Here is an 18,356-nt window from a genome sequence, read left to right on the forward strand (position 1 = left end):
ATAGGGGAGAAGAAATAAAATAAGAAAACAAGCCATGAGAGGCTATGGCTTGTTTATGAAGTAGGGGTTATCACCGCATTGATTTCCTAAACCCAGCATCTACAGCTTCTTGTTCCGTGCAAAACATTTCTTCCGGTTTCGTCACCTCATAAAATTGTTGGTCTGGCATATGATAGATTTTCTCTCCATCCTTTGCTATGTTTCCTTTAATATCGCAACTACTTGAGTTGCTGGAAGGTTCTTTCTCTTCTTTAGGAGAGTTGATAACAGATGCATCAAAGCCACGGTCTGTTGCGTAATTTTCTACACTCCATATCCCAATAGCTTGTTGCTGCGCTTCTTTTTGTATTTCGTTGTATTGGTCCACATATTTCGTGTTAGGTTCATAAATATATGCGACTCTCGCCAATCCATTTTTTAATAATTCCTCTTGCACGGAAACGCCATCGACATAGACATAAGCTAGCAATCTTTGATATTTATCTCGATGCGAAATATCAAATTCTAATTGCACTTGTCCACTTTCTACCATTTTTCTAGTAAAATCTTTCGCTTCCTGTCCATAGGGCTGTTCCCCTAATCGTGGGTGATTTGTTTCAGGTGTATCAACTAATAAAAATCGTACATTTTCTTCTTTGCCATCGATGTTAACTTTGATGGTATCGCCATCAATTGGTTTGACTAATTGGACGTTTACTAATTTTTTGTCGGTGCTAGTTTCTTGGGCATTTTTGGAATCGGCTGGAGAGGTTTCATTCTCTACTACCGGCTCTTCCTGTGTTTCTGCTTTTTCTGTTTGATTCGTAAAATCGGTATCTAACCCAGCCCCTTCCATACTACATCCGGCTAATAGAATGATAAAAAGGGCAATGATGTTTCGTAATTTTTTCAAAATCTCCTATTCCTTTAAGTCAGTTTTTCACTTTTACTAGTTTAACACCAATGTTAGAAGAAGGAATAGAGTACTTTTTACCCGATTTCGGTTTAGTTTTTTTGAAAGAAAATGAGTTGACTTCCACCTCAATCTTCTGGGTGGACATAGAAGGTACCACAAAATTAAGTCATTCTAGGAAAAAACTTGTGTCATATAATGGGATAACTTAAATCCTTAAAGTATCGATTCTAATGTAATAGGGAAAACTGTTATCAAAAATAGGATAGGACATGAAGGAAATTTATGTTCTTTTATGATAAGGAGTGTATAGATGTTGAATAGAAGAGTAATGTACCAGTTAATTGGAATTATTGTTTTCGCTGTGATGTATGTAATCGGCAAAAATTATCTCATGGCATATGATTTCACTAGTGTACCGAGCTTTTATTATCCTTATAGTAACATAGGGATCATCATGTTACTTGCAGCTTGTGGATTCTCTTATATAGCCTTTACGGTGATCGAAAAGGAAACGAATCGTGAACCAATTCATAAGCTTTTATTTACTTTGCTGCAAATCACTAGCCTTGCGATTGTAATTGAATTTTATACGATCAAGGTTTTTCATTATCCAGTCGTTGTGCAGGTTGTAGGTATTTTGTTGGTGATTTCACTTGTGATTATATCTTCAAGAAATAGTAGGGTAGGTTCTTCTACCTGATGGAAAGCGAGACTGTGGGATATCTTGCTTTTTTTATCCTATCTCAAAGAAGGTGGGTGGGAGATTAATTTCCTGTAAAGGTCCAATAAGTGCGCCTAACCATCAGTGGGGGATGAAGGAACCCCCCGCTGAAGTAAGTCTTCTTTATGTCCCTTCGATTATAAATTCTATGATTCTCAATCTCTTTTTGATGGAAAACAAATATTTTTGACGTATAATAATATAAGTAGTTCCGCGTTATAGGAACGACCATTTCAGCAGAATGCATACATATATTTATAGGTGGTAATTCAATTGTCAAAAGTTAAAATTAAAGACGTAGCTAAAGTTGCTGGTGTTTCAACAGCAACAGTCTCTCATGTTATAAATAAGACCCGTTATGTTTCAGATGAGACAACAGATCGAGTCTTACATGCAATGAAACAATTAAACTATCGTCCTAACCATGCAGCACGGAGTTTAAGAAGTTCAAAAACGAATACAATTGGATTTATCATTCCTGTTCATAAAGAAGATACTTCAAAGACATTCTTCATGTCCATTGCAGAAGGACTAGAAGAGACTTTGAGAAAAAGAGGTTATCATGTTATTATCAGTAACTCAAAAGAAGACTTTGAGCATGAAATAGAGCAGGTTCAGTTATTAAATCATCAAATTACAGATGGGATTATTTTAGCTACAACATGTCATGATTTTGATGAACTAAAGGACTATTTAGAAGAAGACCATCCATTAGTTCTCATTGATCGAATCCCAAATGGATATGATGGAGACTCTGTAACTATTGATTCTTATAGGGGAACTGTTGAAGCTATCCAATATCTGAAGGAAAGTGGTTATCGTCGTATTGGTTTTGCTGGGGCTGATTTATCGATTAGCACAGCTAAGGAACGCTTGCAGGGATTCCGGGACATACTACAACCTGAAGCAGATTTGGAAGATAGAATCTTTATAAGTAGACCTACTTATGAAGACGGTTATCAAATAGCTTCTAAATTAATCGAGCAAGGTTTGGATGCTGTTTTTTCGGCAAATAATGTTCTTACAACAGGAATTATGCACTACTTAGTAGAACATGATATCTCGATTCCCGAAGATATCGCGGTAATAACTTTTGATAATACGGAATGGACACAAATCATCTCCCCATCCGTAACAGTAGTAGAACAACCAGCCTATCAAATGGGAGTAGAGGCAGCAAACATCATTCTTGAACGTATTGAATCACCAGATAATGAACCTATACAAACGGTTTTAAAGCCAACGTTAATTAAAAGAAAATCAACATAAAAGTAGCCAGTTTATACGTAAAACTGGCTACTTTTATTAAAATCTTTTATTTCTCAAGGCTCCATATTTGCAGGTCACTAACATTCACTGTACTGTCTGCAAAAAGTTCTATACGATTACTTCCTTTATCCGGGTAAACGCGATTTGTAATCACTTTTTCTCCATCATTTATGAATACCTCTACTGAACAACGATCGACATATATGTGAAGTGATAGTTCATCGCATTCCTTTATCTTAGCTGAAGCAATACCTGAAACTTGTCCCGCTCTATTTAAATCAACCAGTACTTCGCCAGAACTAGTATCATATTTGATCTCGGTGTACTCTTTCCCATCTTCTGACTTTAAGACATGTAATCCAATTCCTTCACTATTCGTATTAGAAAGGTCAAAGTTTACTTTCAATTCTAATGATTGGCCGCTAGTCTCAGGTGTAAAGGAATGAGTTAGTTCCACATGTTTGTGCTGTTCCTTTCCTTTCCGTAAAAGCTGTAACTCTTCCACTGGTTGGAACCGCACCTCCCCTTCATCATTAAGCGAAACGACACGAGGTACTGTCATAGCACCAGCCCATCCCTCTTTCTTAGTAGGGAATTCTGTTTCCCACTGATCCATCCATGCAATTAATATACGTCTTCCTTTTTCATCTAAAAACGTCTGAGCGGCATAGAAGTCAAAGCCTTCGTCAACTTCAACAAAATAATCTTTCGTAAACCGGTGGAGTTTATAATCCATGTCACCAACCATCATAATATTCTTTCCACCATTCATATTCATTGGCGACACAACCAAGGCATGTTTATGTTGGATAGGAAATAAATCCGGACATTCCCACATATCTCCTAATGTTCCGTCACTTTTAGCGGCAAGTCCACAATACTGCCAATCCATTAAATCCTTTGATTGGAAAACAGCTGCACCGCCGTGACCCTCTTCACTTGTTCCAACAACCATGTACCAAACTCCATCATAAGCCCAAACTTTAGGGTCACGAAAATCTGCACTTAGTGTTTCTGGTGGGTTTGGAATGATTGGATTTATTGCAGGTTTTTCAAAATGAATCCCGTCCTCTGTAGTCGCCATGCATTGGACTTCTTTTGGATTTTTACTATCAATATGTCCTGTATAAAAAAGTACTAGTTGGTCATTGTTTGTAACTGCGCTTCCCGAGAAACAGCCATATCCTTCTCCAGCTTTCCCTAGTTCATAATCTTCGGATGGTGCTAGTGCAACGGGTTGATGTTCCCAATAGACTAAATCTTTACTAGTCGCATGTCCCCAATGCATAGGTCCCCAGTCTTCTGAATATGGATGGAACTGATAAAATAAATGATATATACCTTTATGTTGGATTAATCCATTTGGATCGTTAAGCCAACCAACAGGTGCTGTAAAGTGATAAGACGGTTGAAATGTTCTTTCCTGTTTTTCCTTTATTTTTTCTTCGATATATGTGTTTGCCTTGTCGATTGCTTTTTTGTGATTATTCAAGCTAAGTTCTCTCCCTTATTTATAGTTTTATTTATTTTCTCTGTTGAAGTTTTATCATCTTTACTTAATGTAAAAACAGCCATGATGACAAAAATAAATACAATGGAACCGAGTATATAAAAGGTAGTTTCATAGGTTGTTAAGTCATAAATATATCCAACCAGTGCTGAAAAAACAATGACGCCTAGCTCACTAGAAATTTTGAAGCCAACGAGATATACAGTAGCTGATAATCTGGAATCAAAGTTAATAGCAATATACTTAAACACGGCAATTAATAGAATTGGAAGTTCTACAGCATGAAGTAATTTCACAAATGAAATCCCGAATGTACTCGTTACAAAAGCAGAGCCGACAATTCGAATTGCCATAATACTTCCTGCAAATATTAAGGATCGCTTAACTCCTAATTTATTAACAATAAATGGTGCCAAGAATAAGAACAGCGCTTCCACAAATACTTGGAAAGAATTCAAGTAACCATAAATTTGATTCCCAGTTGCTTGATCAGCGAACTGTTGAACAAAATAGACAGGAAATAGTTGTTGATCATACACGGTATAGATACAGACTGTACCAAATAAATAAATCAATAAAAACCAAAATACTTTATTTGAAAAGATTAACATGAAATCTTTTTTAGAAATTTTACTAGAATTCTTTTCTTCCGTAACTGATGCATCAACCTTAAATATGAAATTTAATATAAAGAAAGCTACCCCTGCGACCGAAGCAAGCCAAAAGTTAATATGTGGATTAATGCTAAGCAGTGTCCCTGCGCCAAACGCAGCCACGGCATAGCCCAGAGAACCCCACATTCTAGCTTTTCCGAACTCAAAGTTGTATTCCCGACTGATTTTTTCCGTATAGGATTCTAAAAATCCAGCCCCCGCTACAAATCCGGCTCCTAGGTAAATTGCACCTAATATCGCTCCTAGATAGAAATTGTTTAATAGTAACGGTTCATACACGTAAATTAAGAAGGGCCCTATGAAAACTAGAATGATACTTTGAAACCAGACTAAATTTTTCTTGATGCCCAATTTATCCTGAATGATGCCATAAAGTAACATAAAAGTTAGTGCAGCTGCAGAGTTAAAAGAATAAATGGTTCCTACCTGTGATCCTGTTAAGCCAAGCGTATTATTTAACCATATTGCATAAAAAGACCACCAGATTGACCAGGTTATAAAGAATAAAAATAAATAGCCAGACGAAAACCAGTATTTACTATTAGAAAAAGTTTTCACATTTTTCCCTCCTATTTTAGGAATTTACCGTGTTCTTTAGGTAATCGTTTACGTAATCGTTTACTTTTATTATTGTAAAGGGATTCAAAAAGGTTGTCAATACGTTTATTTGTCAAATGAATTTTTTACCCGATTAGAGTGAACATTTTATCATCCACAGTGATTTCAGTCCGTTAGTTACGAAAATAAAAAAACACGTTGAGGTTTTCCCAACGTGTTTCTTGTAATCCAAGCTATTTAACCTCTTCCATTGTTGGTAGTGCGGTCAAGGATCCGATTTTCGTACAAACAACTGCCCCAACTTTATTCGCAAACCGAACTACTTCTTTTAACTGAGAGAAATCTCCCATGTCAATTTCGGAATTAGCAAACTTATACAATACTGCACCGATAAAGGCATCACCTGCACCTGTTGCATCAATAGCTTTAACCTCAATACTAGGAACAATTTCTTGTTCTTTACCATTAGATAGGAACGATCCTTCTTTCCCCATTGTTACAGTTACAAGGTCTGCCCCAAGGCGATGAAGTTCTGCAACCCCTTCGGATACATCCTTTTTATTTGTAATTAACTCTAATTCTTCATGACTAACTTTCACAAAGTTTGCACGTGAGATAGCTTCCTTCGATAAACGCACAAATTCTTCCTCATTCTTATTCCATAGGTCTTGTCTAAAGTTAGGGTCAAAAGAAATATAGATTCCTGTTTCACTCGCTTTATCCATCCACTTCAAATAAGTGTTTCGTGTTTCACCTTCTAAGAGTGCTGTTGCCGAACCAAAATGAATGACATTTGACTGTAGAATCTGATCCTCTGACAAATCAGCCATCGTTAAGTTTTTATCAGCCCCACGGTTAAATTGAAAGTCTCTTTCTCCATCAGCTGTCAACGAAACAAAAGCAATCGTTGTAGGCAGGGCTTCATCTCTACTAATCATGTTTGTATTCACATCGTATTGCTCTAGCGTTTCTATTAAAAAGTCGCCAAAGGAATCTTTACCTACCTTCCCAGCGAAAGAAGCGCTGCCACCTAATCTAGCTATGGTTGCTGCAACATTAGCTGGGGCGCCACCAGCCATCTTTTTAAAATTATCACCATCTTTTAAAGCAACATCGACATCTGTACAGTACATGTCAATTAATAATTCCCCAATACAGCAGACATTTTTCTCTGTCATAGTTCCACCTCGTTTATGTTTATACCTTGAAGATTCTATCATTATAATTTCTCGTAATTGAATCTCACAAGAATGATTTGATCTTCATAAATGATACATTTGTTCCTTAATCCGTGCAAGTGACGTCGTAGTGAAGGAATAAATAAAGGCCTAGTTCATAACGAGCTAGGCCGGTTGCTAGTTTATACTAATCTTTATCTATAAGTTGGATGACTCGGTATAGACTCATTTCCGCCATGGATGTAAGGCGTAGGTGATGATTTTCAAAAGGCAATGCATCCGTTACGGGGTTTGGAACGATGACACACTTTAATCCTGCAGTCAGGGCAGCTTTGAGCCCATTAAGTGAGTCCTCAAATGCAACAGCTTCTTTCGGGCTAATGTTTAAAGCTTCTATAGCCTTAAGGTATAAATCTGGTTCAGGTTTCACATTTTCAACATCATCTCGAGTGATCAATTCATCGAAATAGTGTAAGAGTTGAAGTTCTTTTAAATAATGAGTTACCCAATCTTTAGGAGAACTGGAAGCAAGGGCAATTTTATAATTTAATTTTCTTGCTTCTTCCAAATAATCCCGTACTCCTTCTCGTGTGTGCGGACTTGTCATTTTATCTTTATGTATACGGTCAGCTTTACTTTGTATCTCTTCTGGATTGTATCTTTCGCCTAGTTGTTCTTTGAAATATTGAAAGAGAGCAATATCATCTGAACCGATCCCTTTGACAAATTGCTCAAGGGGTAGCTCTACATGGTACAATTCCATGGTCTCTTTAAACGCATCATACCAAGCAGTCTCCGTGTCTACAATTAGACCGTCAAAGTCGAAAATAGTTTAATAGGTATATAGTTTTATCCCACCTCAAGCTTCATGGGAAACAAAGAAGGTACCCCCACTGATGGAAGTCTTCTTTATATCTTCCGCTCTTATACAAACGGGAATCTTTCAATTATTAAGAGAAATTATACACAACATGAATTTGCTTTTCCATCTATTTTTTCAAAAAAGGAACATCCAATATTGAAATAAACTTACGAATTGATAAACTGTTAATCAAAAACAATGAAAAGTTTATCGTAATCTAACAATTAATCTTGACCGAAAGCGCTAACAGTATTAAAATATAATCATAACTTAAGTTGAAAGTGTATCCCTTATGAATAAACTACCTAAGTTAAATCAAAAAATAATAATTTGATAAACAGGAGAGAAACAGCCATATATTTACTAAAAAAGCTGTAACTCTATCAAAAGGAGAAATGAGAATGGCAGATATCGTTGTTGGCGTAGTTGGTGCTGGTAGAATCGGTAAACTACATATAAATAACATGAGAAATATGGCAAATGTTCGCGTGAAAATGGTTTCTGATGTATTCGCCGATCATTTAGGGGAATGGTTCGAAACCTCTGGTGTGGAAGAAATAACGAAGAACTACGAGGATATTATCAATGACCCTGAAATCAACGTAGTTATGATTTGTTCTCCAACCAATACACATATTGAAATTATTAAAGCAGCTGCAGCGGCTGGCAAAAACATTTTCTGTGAAAAACCAATTAGTTTCTCTGATGAAGAGACTCTTGAGGCATATGAAGCAGTTAAAAAAGCTGGAGTTAAATTCCAAATCGGATTTAACAGAAGATTTGACCGTAACTTCTCCAAGGTTCGCAGGTTAGTAGAAACAAAAGAAATTGGAGATCTTCACATCCTTAAAGTAACATCAAGAGACCCTGAGCCCCCATCATTAGAATATATTCCAACTTCTGGCGGCCTGTTCATGGACATGGCTATTCATGACTTTGATATCGTACGTTACATTTCGGGTTCAGAAGTAGAAGAGGTTTACGTACAAGGTGCTTCTCTAGTAAACCCTGAAATTGGTAAACTAGGAGATATTGACACTGCAATTGTTTCATTGAAATTTGCTAATGGTGCAATGGGTGTTATCGATAATAGCCGTCAAGCGGTTTATGGGTATGACCAACGAATTGAAGCATTCGGTTCAAACGGTGCTGCAACAGCTCAAAATGAACTAGAATCAACGGTTGAAGTATCTTCTAAAGATGGAGTGAAAGGTGACAATCCACTACATTTCTTCCTAGAAAGATATAATGACGCTTATATTAAAGAGACTTCTGAATTCTTCGATGCTATCCGCAATGACAAAGAGGTTTCATGTTCATTCCGAGATGGAATCATGGCTCAACGTATTGCAGCTGCAGCGAATGAATCTTTAAAAACTGGAGTGCCAGTTAAAGTTAAATTGGTGGATTAATATTAAAGAGCTTCCTGATAGGATGCTCTTTTTTAAAAAGATAGTATAAAAATTTCCCCCTACCACAGTCTTTTTGGCTGTGGTAGATATTAAAATATGGAGAGAGAATTCGTCAATTGTCACTAAGAAGGTAGAGGGATTTCATGATTGTGGAGATCCTGAAAATGGTTTCAAACTCTTCGTTTGTGAGGGGGGTCATGATGTTCGCCATGTACCTATAAAGAAAAAAATACACGAACAAGGATTAAGTACGTTGGAAAACAATCATGAATCGTATGGGTGAATTTGAAATAATAGAAGATGTCAAACAATACTTAAAATAGAAAAAACACGGGGATTCCCGTGTTTTTCTATTATCAATAGGAAGAAGAGCTTCCTGCCCTTTATGAAGTTCGTTGGCTTCATTTGTTGAAATAACTACAGGAATCTGCTTGTATCGTCCCAGTTTTCAGCAAAATGAATCGTGTGGTTTTGGCACCGAAAGACCAAATAACGGACGCAAATATAAAGCAAGGAAGGTGCCCGCAAGTGCCATCACACCCCAAATGTAACCATGGACACTAAAGGAAGCGATACCGCTGAAATAAGCGCCGACATTACAACCAAAAGCAAGACGTGCGCCATAACCCATCAAAAGACCGCCGATAATAGAAGCAGCAGTGTTTCCTTTGGTAATCTTCGTAAACTTGAATAATCCTCCTGCTGCGGAAGCAATGAAAGCTCCTAAGATAACACCGAAATTAAGAGCGGTTGTCGTATCAGCGAAAATAGAAGCATGGAGAGCTTCTGTATTTCCCGCCCAGTAGCCCCAGCTTTCCACATTAAAGCCAAGTGCTTCTGCTACTTTCGAACCCCACAGTGTAAATGCTGCAGTAACGCCCCATGGTTTCTCACGGGTGAGCAATGTAAGAGCGTTTAAAACAGCTAGTGCTGCAGCAGCTGCGAAAAGAGGCCAAGAACCTCGGAAAATTCGTTTCCATCCTTTTTCAGAAGGAAGTGGCGCCATTTTAGGAGGCTTCCGTTTTTTCTCAATAAAAATGGTTATCCAGGCAATGATGGCAAAAATCATTAAGGAAACTGCCCAAGCTCCCCCGTAACCTAGCCCTGTTGACGTTGCAAGTGAGAAAGGTTCTACCGACGGTAAATCTTCCATCCAAAATGTGGAGTGAGCAGCACCAATGGTCGAACCGATAATAAAAAACAACAGGGTAATAAACATAACGGTTCTGCCACCACCAACTGAGTAAAGTGTACCAGAGGCACAGCCCCCGCCAAGCTGCATGCCGATGCCAAACATAAAGGCTCCGACAATCAGGCTGATACCGATTGGCGAAATATTACCAGAAGGCGTTCCACCGAAAAAGGAATACCCAAATGCCAAAATAGGTGCAAATAATGTACATGCAATCGCCAGCATGAACATATGCGCACGAAGGGACTGGCCATTACCTACCGAAGCGAGTCTCCGAAAAGCGGATGTAAAGCCAAAACGTGCATGAAACAACGTATATCCAAGCAGCAGCCCGATCAATAATAACAATGGCTGAACGACATGTTGCGTGGCTGCTAAATAAATGGTAAGAATGAATGCAACGGTGATTCCACCTGCCACCAGTTTTTTCTGTGGAGGATTCAGATTTGGAGCCTTTTCCGTTGTTGCTGTTTGTTCGGAAATTGGTTGTGCCTGTGTAGACATTTTAAACACCCCTAATCCCTATCAATTTAGTATGTTATGATTTTTTAGTTTACGCTTTCTATGTTAAAAAGTCAATGGGATATTAGAAATGAATGAGGTATGGGAAGGGTCCGAATAATTTCTAGATATTGGAAAACCTGGCATTCGCCAAACTTTTGGGCGAATGCCTTAGTTTGGAAGTGTGATTGGAGAGATTCTTAGTGAAATGATAGAAAATGGATCATTCGCTTTAGATATCTCTAGTTTTTCATTGGATAGGTTTAATAAAGGTTGTGAGTTTGATTAAATGAGAAGGGGGAGAGTCTATTGAAGAAATTAAGAATCGGTCTCATTCATGCGACAATCAATTCTGTAAGACCTATACTTGACGCATTTTCTACTATTGAAGATGATTTTGAACTTGTGAATTTCATGGATGAGGGGATCATTTACGAACTTAACGAAACAAATACGGTAACAACAAGAATGGTTATGCGTCTGAGTGAATTAGCAGGAAAAGCTGTTGAGAGTCAAGTAGACGCTATTCAGTTTACGTGCTCAACCTTTACTCCATATGTTCCCAAAATTGCTGAATTAGTACCAGTTCCAGTATTAAGTTCTGATATTAGTATGTTAGAAAAAGCTGTCGAGTTAAGTAAGAACATATTTGTTATTGCTACGGTCAAAGCAGCTGGGCCTACTACCAAAAAGGTCATTCAGGAAATAGCTCTAAAAAAAGGCAAAGATGTTACGGTTCAAGTCCGTATTATTCCACAAGCGTTTAATGCTCTGCAAAACGGGAATGGGAAGCTGCACGACCAACTGATCCGTGATGCCATTAAAGAAAATGAAAACAAAGGAATGACAGTACTTGCCCAATATTCAATGGCGAGAGCAGTTAAATCAGACAATGAGACCTTCCATAATGTTCTAACCGGACCACAAGTGAGTGCGGAAGCCATCATCCGCTTAGCGAAAAGATATCGTGGAGGGGAATTTTAAAAAAGAACCTTTAATGATTCAAACGTTTTCCAAACCTGCTATTTGGGTAAACAGAAAAAAGAAAGACGTACTTTAAATAGAAAAAAGAGTTGAAATCCATCTTATTTTAGGAGGTACGTATCAATGAAATTGTATATCGAATCAGCAGATGTTAAGGAAGTTGAACAATTAAAGGATCAATATCCAATTACCGGAGTAACAACAAATCCAAGAGTTCTTGCAAATGAAGGAAAACCGTATTTAGAAGTGTTGAGAGAAATTTGCACGATGATTGGTGATAAAAAGGAAATCTTCGTCCAAGCTTTAGGTGATATAGCAGAAGAAATGGTGGAAGAAGGGAGATACCTATTGGAGGCTGTTTCGGGTAATGGAATTCTGACCATTCCTGCTACAAACGAAGGAATAAAGGCAATCAAACAATTAACACATGAAAATATCCCAACTCTAGCAACAACGATTTATACACCTTTTCAAGCACTCATGGCAGCCGAGGCTGGAGCAAAATATGTTTCCTTGAATGTTAACCGATTCGATAACTTAACTGGTAATGGTGTACAAGCTATAGAAGATATGGTTCAAATGTTTCTTCATGATGAATGGCTATGTCAAATTATAGCAGAAGGTTTTCATCATGAACGTGAAATCTATGATTCTGCGTTGGCTGGTGTAAGAGCGCTCTCCGTGCCTTCTCATATGCTTGAAACGTTATTCGCATTTACGGATACGGAAGCGGAAGTAGGTGAATGGAAACAACAATGGAAAGCTACGTTTGGTGAAAATTGTACGAACTTAATTAATACAAATATAAAGGTGGAAACATATTAAGTGTGAGAGTGTTGGTCTTAGGGACAAAAAATAATTATTCTTTTCTGTAATAAGAAGGTATTCGCCAAGTCTAATAGCGAATGCCTTCTTTTTTATATAATCATGGAATGGATGTTCTCTTTAGTGTTAAAAAATCGCTTCTGATTTTATTATTTATCGGGCAAGAGATATTTTTGTAATAAAGGGAAAATTGAGTATTATAATTATATTATTACAATATATTGAACTTTAGATTTTAAACGAATAGTTTTTCGAAAAAAGAGAAGCATTTACAAAAAAATGAAGTGAGGGGGAGTTTTAGTGAGACGATTTATTTTAATCTTATGTTTTTCATTTCTGACTTTGTTCATTGTAGCATGCTCAGGTGAAAAAACGGGAAATGAAAAATCGGGTTCTGACTCAGATGAGGGCTGGTCTCCGGAAAAATCCATAGAATTTGTTGCTCCATCTGGTGCAGGAGGCGGTTGGGACACGACAGCTCGTATGGCTGCGAAGGTATTTAACGAAGAAGGAATTATTGATCAAGATATAGGGGTCGTTAATAAAACTGGTGGAGGTGGTGCTGTAGGATGGGCATATGTTGCGGGAAAAGCAGGTAATCCACATCATTTGTTTGTAGCCTCACCACCATTAATAGACGTTCCCTTGAATGGACAATCTGAGTATGATCATGAAGACTTCACAGCAATTGCAAATTTGATTGCGGACTATGGAGCATTTGTTGTAAGAGCAGATTCTGAATGGGAAGACTTAAATGATTTATTCGAGGATATGAAGGCGGATCCTTCCAGTATTACTGTAATCGGTTCTTCTTCTCCGGGAAGTATGGATCATATCCAATTTGTAAAAGTTGCTAAAGCAGCGGGTGTTGATATCCAGAAGATTAAATATGTATCCGAACAAGACGGTGGAGAACTTACGGCCCTATTGAATGGTAGTGTTGATGTTTTTTCCACAGGGGTTGCTGAAACCGTGCAACAAGTTCGAGCAGGAAAGGTAAAAGTGTTAGCGGTTACTTCGGAAGAGCGTTTAGAGGGAGAAGTTATTTCGGACTATCCAACGGTTAAAGAACAAGGAATCGATTCTTCATTTGTTAATTGGAGAGGTTTCTTCGGTCCCTCAGATATGGACGAAGAGGCTGTTCAATATTATGTTGAGAAATTTAAAGAATTAAGTGATTCCGAGGCGTGGTCTGATATTCGTCAGCAATATGGTTGGGATGAAATGTTTATGAGTGGAGAGGAATATGAAACATTTCTAAATGAACAAAGAGAAGAAGCAAAACAATTGTTAGATGAATTAGGGCTTGGAAAATAATAGTTTAAAAAAAGAGGTCGGGACATAACTAAGGAATTTAAATGAAAAAAACGAACTACGCACTAAGCTGAGTATATTTCCGAAGGGGTTTATATGACCAATCATGTTCAGATTTTATTTAATAAAAAACACTTTTGTTCCAGCCTCTTTCTTTTCAAAGGTGGTACAAACTGTTCTTTAGCGAAGAATGCTTGGAGAATTACAACCTTCCATGAAAACAGTAAATAAGGTGGTGTAAAAATGTTCAATACAACGAATAAAAAGGTATCTATCTTTTTAATTCTTCTTGGAATTATTTATCTCATCCTAAGCTTCCGGCTTCCAAAGTATGCTTATGTACCGGTTGATTCTGATTTGGTACCAATTTGTCTGGGAGTTCTATTGTTGATTTTGGCTGGCATTCTTTATTTTACCAAAGATCAGGAAAAGAAAGAAGACGATGAACGGATACCGAAAAAAGAATTACCCATTGTCTTAGGCGTTATCGGCCTTATTGTAATATATATTTCCCTCTTAGAAATAATTGGCTTTGTTCTAGTTAGTGTTCTATTTCTTTTTTTCTGCTCGATGTTTCTTGGTTACAAAAAGTATGTAATAAATGGTATCGTTTCACTCGTTATCCCTACTTTCGTTTATTTGTTATTTGATTCGTTCTTACAAATACAACTGCCGTCTGGGATATTGCCGTTTTAAAAGGGAGGTAGCATTATGGATGTTTTTCAAGGACTAGTCCAAGGATTTGAAGTTGCCTTTAGTATGCAAGGTTTATTGTTTGTATTCATCGGTGTTTCGACCGGAACGATTATTGGTATGATACCGGGACTTGGTCCGATTACAGCCATTGCCGTCATGATTCCTATTACATATGGGATGAATCCGGCAATCGCTCTACTTTTAATGGCCGGTGTTTATTATGGTGCAGCTTATGGCGGGGCAGCAGCGTCGATTTTGTTAAATGCCCCAGGGACTTCAGAAGCTACAGCGACAACGTTTGATGGATATCCATTGGCGAAGCAAGGAAAAGCTGGAAAAGCCCTTGCCATTGCTGCCATTGGATCGTTTGTTGGGGGAACGATTAGTGTTATATTTTTAACGCTTTTTGCGCCATTGCTTGCCAATGTTGCCGTTTCATTTGGACCGCCGGAATATTTTGCACTTATGTTGATGGGGTTAATGGCGATTGCCAGTCTTTCGGAAGGGTCGACGATTAAGGCACTACTTTCAGGTGTCATTGGACTTATGATTGCAACAATTGGGATTGATGACCAAACTGGTACACCAAGATTCACTTTCGGTACCCCACATCTTATGGAAGGAATAGACTTTATTGTTATCGCATTAGGATTATTTGCTCTTGCTGAAGTGACATCCCTTATTCTGAACAGAAGTGCTAAATTAAAAGATATGAAGAAGATAGGAAGTCTTAAGATTACGAAGAAAGAATATAAAGAGTTGGCTCCAACAATGGGAAGACAGTCAGTTCTTGGCTTTCTAGTTGGCGTTTTACCAGGTGCTGGCGGAACTATATCTTCTTTTCTCGCTTATATTTTTGAGAAGAAAATATCTAAAAATCCAGAGGAATTCGGAAAAGGGTCGATAAAAGGAGTAGCAGCTCCTGAAACAGCAAATAATGCTGCGAATAACGGTGCGTTTGTTCCATTGTTAAGCCTAGGCATCCCGGGTTCGGGTACGACTGCTGTTATGCTTGGGGCATTGATCGTTCTAGGAATCCAACCTGGACCGTTATTGATGACAGATCATACCGATGTGTTCTGGGGTGTGATTGCAAGTATGTATATTGGCAATGTCATTCTATTAATCTTGAATTTACCATTAATCCCGTATATATCGAGAATATTGTTAGTTCCTAGACCATTGTTAATATCATTAGTTATCTTCTTTTGTATCATCGGTGTTTATGCCGTTAACTTTAGTACGTTCCATTTATATATATTATTGGCATTTGGAATTATTGGTTATGTTATGCGTTTGATTCAGTTTCCAGCAGCACCACTTTTGTTAGCATTTATTCTAGGGAGCATGATGGAACAAGCATTTCGTCAATCATTAACCATTTCAAATGGAAGTCTTTCTATTTTTGTAACAAGCCCAGTCGCAGCTGTCTTGTTGTTCATTGCTTTCCTATCTTTACTCGTTCCAATTGTAAAAGACTTTAGGGAAAAAAGAAAAAGTACAAAATGATCGTCAACATAAATTAGTAAGAAAGCAGGAGAAGTTTTTCCTTCATCATATTATTAGAGTAGAATATGGGGGATTTTAATGAAAAAGATCAAACTTATTGCAACAGGGGGGACTATTTCTGCACGTGGAACAGATAGAATGGATTTAAAGGATTACCAATCAGGTTATTATACAGGAAAGGATTTTATAAAACATATACCTGAAATTTCGAATATAGCAGATGTCGATGTTACGCAGTTGACTAACTTCAGTAGTACACATATACAAACGGAGCATTGGTTGGAATTGAGAAAACTCGTTGAAGAGGCGCTAAATGAAGCGGACTATGACGGAGTAGTTATCACGCATGGAACCAATACATTGGAGGAAACTGCTTATTTTCTACATCTAACAGTTAACAGTGAAAAACCTGTTGTATGTGTTGGAGCTCAACGCCCCTTTACGGCACTTGGTTCAGATGCAGGGACAAATCTAGTTGCTGCTATTCGTGTAGCCGCGAATTCGTCTTCATTTGGAAAAGGGGTACTTGTTGTAATGAATGATGAAATCAATAGCGCACGTGAGGTTTCAAAAACGAGTACGTATCGTTTAGAAACCTTTCAATCTGGTACGTTAGGGTTGCTAGGGTATGTAGATGCTGATCAAACAGTCCAATTTTATCGCTCACCACAACGACGGCATACAACGAACTCTCAGTTTTCAAAGCTTTCGTTAGAAAAACTGGCTGCTGTTGAAATTGTTTATTCCTATGCTGGAGCAAATGGTGACTTGATTCGTTATATTTTAAATAGCGGTAATTATGATGGAATCATTGTTGCTGGAACGGGTGCAGGTCGCTGTTCAGCTCAGGAAGGAGAAGCACTTAAAGAAGCGGTAGAAAATGGATTAATCGTGGTGCGCAGTAGTCGGGTTGGGGACGGGAGAGTAGTTCCGATTGAAAGTTTTCAAGAATTTAGTTGCGTGACAGCTGATAACTTGAATCCACAAAAAGCACGGATCCTACTTATGTTATCCCTTTCTATTTCTAATGATGTTTCGGAAATTCAACGTGTGTTTGACGATTATTAAGCTTTTCGCTTCCAGGGGACAGGAATAAAATGGGCAGATAGTGAATCATAGATTAGACAGTTCTATGCACAACGGTGGTTTCATGTAAATAACATTCGATAAACCCAAAACTCTTGGTTTGGCTAGTATTGGCTGCCAAGAGTTTTTCGTTTTTTAAGCTAGTTATGAATGCAATGATAACAAGATATGATTTAAAACAACGATTATTAATCTTTTTCTCTTTGTTATCGCAAAATAGACTTTTCACTTCAATAGGTAAATACCGTATTTGGACAAAGATACTTGTATTTTTATCCCGCCTCAAGCTTCTGGGGAACAAAGAAGGTAGGTGGGAGATCAACTTCCTGTAACCATCAGTGGGGGATGAAGGGAAATCCTCACTGATGGAAGTCTTCTTTATCCTCCTTTTTAAATACGTGTTTAAAACTCTATCTAATTAAACACCTTTCTTTATAGTTAATATGATGAGAGTAGAGTGGTTTTAAAGGGAAAAGTGGTAATGAATAAAAATATATTTACTTTTTAACAACAAGATGTTAAGATAGTTTTTGTCGCCAAAAAGGCAGGAGTTATGGAAGCCTGTTGGTGAATAAAATAATTCTATTTAACTTAAAAAACCGTTGACTTTTAAAAGTAGTTTATATATAATATAATTCCATCGCAAAAAAACATAGTTTGGAACTAAAAAAGTCCTTGACGAAGTATTTGCGATATGATATATTAATAGAGTTGCTTTTGATAAGCGACGAGGAAATTTGCTCTTTGAAAACTGAACAAAACAACCAGTATGTTAAGATAAAAGAAACTCGTTTTCTTTTGATAATAGAAGGTAAAACTTCTAAAAGCTAAGACTTAGAATTAATTATGTTAATTCTAAACAAACTTTTTTGGAGAGTTTGATCTTGGCTCAGGACGAACGCTGGCGGCGTGCCTAATACATGCAAGTCGAGCGCTGGAAACTAATTTCATCCCTTCGGGATGAAATTAGTGGAAAGAGCGGCGGACGGGTGAGTAACACGTGGGCAACCTACCTGTAAGACTGGGATAACTCGCGGAAACGTGAGCTAATACCGGATAATACTTTTTATTGCATAATAAGAAGTTTGAAAGGCGGCGTAAGCTGTCACTTATAGATGGGCCCGCGGCGCATTAGCTAGTTGGTGAGGTAAAGGCTCACCAAGGCAACGA

Annotated in this window: 15 protein-coding genes, 1 rRNA gene and 1 pseudogene; 11 read left to right on the forward strand and 6 right to left on the reverse strand. The window is 37.7% G+C overall.

The features are described 5' to 3' along the window. Nucleotides 1–70: 70 nt before the first annotated feature. Nucleotides 71–892, reverse strand: a complete 822-nt coding sequence (locus KM885_RS10075; RefSeq protein WP_244986976.1) for a thermonuclease family protein — start codon at nucleotides 890–892, stop codon at nucleotides 71–73. Between the two features lie 313 nt (nucleotides 893–1,205). Between KM885_RS10075 and KM885_RS10080 the strand changes: the two genes are divergently transcribed. After that, complete coding sequence (locus tag KM885_RS10080; protein ID WP_204798526.1) at nucleotides 1,206–1,595, forward strand: hypothetical protein; 390 nt, start codon at nucleotides 1,206–1,208, stop codon at nucleotides 1,593–1,595. 294 nt (nucleotides 1,596–1,889) lie between these two features. After that, nucleotides 1,890–2,885 (forward strand): LacI family DNA-binding transcriptional regulator, encoded by a 996-nt coding sequence (locus KM885_RS10085; protein WP_047185669.1) that lies wholly within the window; start codon nucleotides 1,890–1,892, stop codon nucleotides 2,883–2,885. Nucleotides 2,886–2,931: 46 nt separating this feature from the next. Here the strand turns inward: KM885_RS10085 and KM885_RS10090 are convergent, their stop codons facing one another. The 4 genes from KM885_RS10090 to KM885_RS10105 form a co-directional block, all read right to left on the reverse strand. Then, nucleotides 2,932–4,377, reverse strand: a complete 1,446-nt coding sequence (locus tag KM885_RS10090; RefSeq protein ID WP_216883894.1) for a glycoside hydrolase family 32 protein — start codon at nucleotides 4,375–4,377, stop codon at nucleotides 2,932–2,934. Beyond that, a complete protein-coding gene (locus tag KM885_RS10095) occupies nucleotides 4,374–5,627 on the reverse strand; it encodes an MFS transporter (protein ID WP_145523792.1) in 1,254 nt (417 codons plus the stop codon). Before KM885_RS10095 ends, KM885_RS10090 begins: the two co-directional genes overlap by 4 nt. A gap of 233 nt (nucleotides 5,628–5,860) precedes the next feature. Next, on the reverse strand, nucleotides 5,861–6,805 hold the full coding sequence (locus KM885_RS10100; protein ID WP_047185672.1) for a carbohydrate kinase family protein: 945 nt from the start codon (nucleotides 6,803–6,805) through the stop codon (nucleotides 5,861–5,863). A 187-nt stretch (nucleotides 6,806–6,992) separates the two neighbouring features. After that, entirely contained in the window at nucleotides 6,993–7,634 is a 642-nt protein-coding gene (locus tag KM885_RS10105) for an HAD family hydrolase (protein ID WP_216883900.1), read from the reverse strand. Nucleotides 7,635–8,068: 434 nt separating this feature from the next. On the opposite strand from KM885_RS10105, the gene iolG reads away from it, so the two are divergent. Beyond that, nucleotides 8,069–9,079: an inositol 2-dehydrogenase gene (gene iolG, locus KM885_RS10110; RefSeq protein WP_047185674.1), complete on the forward strand. Its 1,011-nt coding sequence runs from the start codon at nucleotides 8,069–8,071 to the stop codon at nucleotides 9,077–9,079. A 92-nt stretch (nucleotides 9,080–9,171) separates the two neighbouring features. Further along, a pseudogene (locus tag KM885_RS18265) lies at nucleotides 9,172–9,308 on the forward strand (IS91 family transposase); the annotation flags it as partial. Nucleotides 9,309–9,527: 219 nt separating this feature from the next. On the opposite strand, the gene KM885_RS10115 reads toward KM885_RS18265, so the two are convergent. Beyond that, nucleotides 9,528–10,775, reverse strand: a complete 1,248-nt coding sequence (locus KM885_RS10115) for a YeeE/YedE family protein (RefSeq protein ID WP_047185676.1) — start codon at nucleotides 10,773–10,775, stop codon at nucleotides 9,528–9,530. Between the two features lie 306 nt (nucleotides 10,776–11,081). On the opposite strand from KM885_RS10115, the gene KM885_RS10120 reads away from it, so the two are divergent. The 7 genes from KM885_RS10120 to KM885_RS10150 form a co-directional block, all read left to right on the forward strand. Further along, a complete protein-coding gene (locus tag KM885_RS10120) occupies nucleotides 11,082–11,756 on the forward strand; it encodes an aspartate/glutamate racemase family protein (protein ID WP_060669112.1) in 675 nt (224 codons plus the stop codon). Nucleotides 11,757–11,879: 123 nt separating this feature from the next. Then, nucleotides 11,880–12,581 carry a transaldolase family protein gene (locus KM885_RS10125; RefSeq protein WP_047185678.1) on the forward strand — a complete coding sequence of 234 codons (702 nt, stop codon included), beginning with the start codon at nucleotides 11,880–11,882 and terminating at the stop codon, nucleotides 12,579–12,581. Between the two features lie 300 nt (nucleotides 12,582–12,881). Continuing rightward, nucleotides 12,882–13,898 carry a tripartite tricarboxylate transporter substrate binding protein gene (locus tag KM885_RS10130; protein WP_060669114.1) on the forward strand — a complete coding sequence of 339 codons (1,017 nt, stop codon included), beginning with the start codon at nucleotides 12,882–12,884 and terminating at the stop codon, nucleotides 13,896–13,898. A 240-nt stretch (nucleotides 13,899–14,138) separates the two neighbouring features. Continuing rightward, nucleotides 14,139–14,591 (forward strand): tripartite tricarboxylate transporter TctB family protein, encoded by a 453-nt coding sequence (locus tag KM885_RS10135; protein ID WP_047185680.1) that lies wholly within the window; start codon nucleotides 14,139–14,141, stop codon nucleotides 14,589–14,591. Nucleotides 14,592–14,606: 15 nt separating this feature from the next. Further along, entirely contained in the window at nucleotides 14,607–16,100 is a 1,494-nt protein-coding gene (locus tag KM885_RS10140) for a tripartite tricarboxylate transporter permease (protein WP_047185681.1), read from the forward strand. A 78-nt stretch (nucleotides 16,101–16,178) separates the two neighbouring features. Next, on the forward strand, nucleotides 16,179–17,168 hold the full coding sequence (locus tag KM885_RS10145; protein ID WP_052771742.1) for an asparaginase: 990 nt from the start codon (nucleotides 16,179–16,181) through the stop codon (nucleotides 17,166–17,168). 884 nt (nucleotides 17,169–18,052) lie between these two features. Next, nucleotides 18,053–18,356: ribosomal RNA gene (locus tag KM885_RS10150) — 16S ribosomal RNA — on the forward strand; the annotation flags it as partial.

It is taken from the genome of Oceanobacillus caeni, from assembly GCF_019037185.1.
Classification (GTDB): Bacteria; Bacillota; Bacilli; order Bacillales; family Amphibacillaceae; genus Oceanobacillus; species Oceanobacillus caeni.